Raw genomic sequence first — 1,413 nt, forward strand, 5'->3', positions numbered from 1 at the left:
GCCTTCATGGCGATCGCGGTGATCCCCTTCGGCCCGGCCGGCAACGAGATCTCGATCTTCGGGCACCGCACCGCGATGCAGCTCACCGACCTGCCGATCGCGATGCTCTACATCCTCGCGGTCGCCTCGGTCGGCATCTACGGCATCGTCCTGGCGGGCTGGAGCTCCGGCTCCACCTATCCGCTCCTCGGCGGCCTGCGCTCCTGCGCGCAGATGATCTCGTACGAGATCGCCATGGGCGCCGCGTTCGCCTCGGTGTTCCTCTACTCCGGTTCGATGTCGACCTCGACGATCGTCGAGCAGCAGCAGGACCGCTGGTACATCGTCCTGCTGCCGGTCTCCTTCCTGATCTACATCGTGACCATGGTCGGTGAGACCAACCGTGCCCCCTTCGACATGCCGGAGTCCGAGGGCGACCTGGTGGGCGGCTTCAACACCGAGTACTCGTCGATCAAGTTCGCGATGTTCATGCTCGCCGAGTACGTGAACATGGTGACGGTCTCGGCCGTGTCGGTGACGCTCTTCCTGGGCGGCTGGCGGGCCCCCTGGCCCATCAGCACCTTCTGGGAGGGCGCGAACCACGGCTGGTGGCCGATGCTCTGGTTCGTGATCAAGGTGCAGTTGCTGCTGTTCTTCTTCATCTGGCTGCGCGGCACGCTTCCCCGCGTCCGCTACGACCAGCTGATGAAGCTCGGCTGGAAGGTCCTCATCCCGGTCTCGCTGGTCTGGCTGATGCTCGTGGCCACCGTGCGGACCCTCAGGAACGAGAACTACGACTTCGCCGACATCGCCCTCTACATCGGCGGCGGCGTCCTCGTCCTGCTGCTGCTCTCCTTCGTCGTCGACATGTTCCGCGAGAAGGCGAAGGCGGCCGAGCCGCCCGTCGAGGAACCGGTCGGCTTCGACCCGATGGCGGGCGGGTTCCCCGTACCTCCGCTGCCGGGGCAGGAGCTTTCGCCGGTGCCGCGGCGCCGCTCGCACCGCGAGCGGGAGTTGATTGTCAGTGGTGGACCGGATACTGCGAGTGACGGATCTTCGGATGGAAAGGAGGCGTCCGATGGCTGAGGAGCCGAAGGAGACCAAACCCGGTTTCCAGAACCCCGTGGCCGGCTTCGGCGTGACCTTCAAGGCCATGTTCAAGAAGCGGCTGACCGAGCAGTACCCGGAGCAGCAGAAGACCACTGCCCCCCGGTTCCACGGACGGCACCAGCTCAACCGCCATCCGGACGGCCTGGAGAAGTGCGTCGGCTGCGAACTGTGCGCCTGGGCCTGTCCCGCCGACGCCATCTATGTCGAGGGCGCCGACAACACGGACGAGGAGCGTTACTCGCCGGGCGAGCGGTACGGCCGCGTCTACCAGATCAACTACGCCCGCTGCATCCTGTGCGGCCTGTGCATCGAGGCGTGCCCCAC

2 protein-coding genes are annotated in these 1,413 nt (G+C 66.1%); both read left to right on the top strand.

The annotated features are described in order from the left end of the window. Positions 1 to 1,065 (top strand): NADH-quinone oxidoreductase subunit NuoH (nuoH, locus tag ACZ5XS_RS45775; protein WP_468661645.1); only part of this gene is annotated, 1,065 nt, incomplete at its 5' end. Further along, on the top strand, positions 1,058 to 1,413 hold a 356-nt coding region (nuoI, locus tag ACZ5XS_RS45780), incomplete at its 3' end, for an NADH-quinone oxidoreductase subunit NuoI (RefSeq protein WP_468661646.1). The genes nuoH and nuoI, both read left to right, overlap by 8 nt.

Source organism: Streptomyces sp. NPDC033131 (assembly GCF_055578365.1).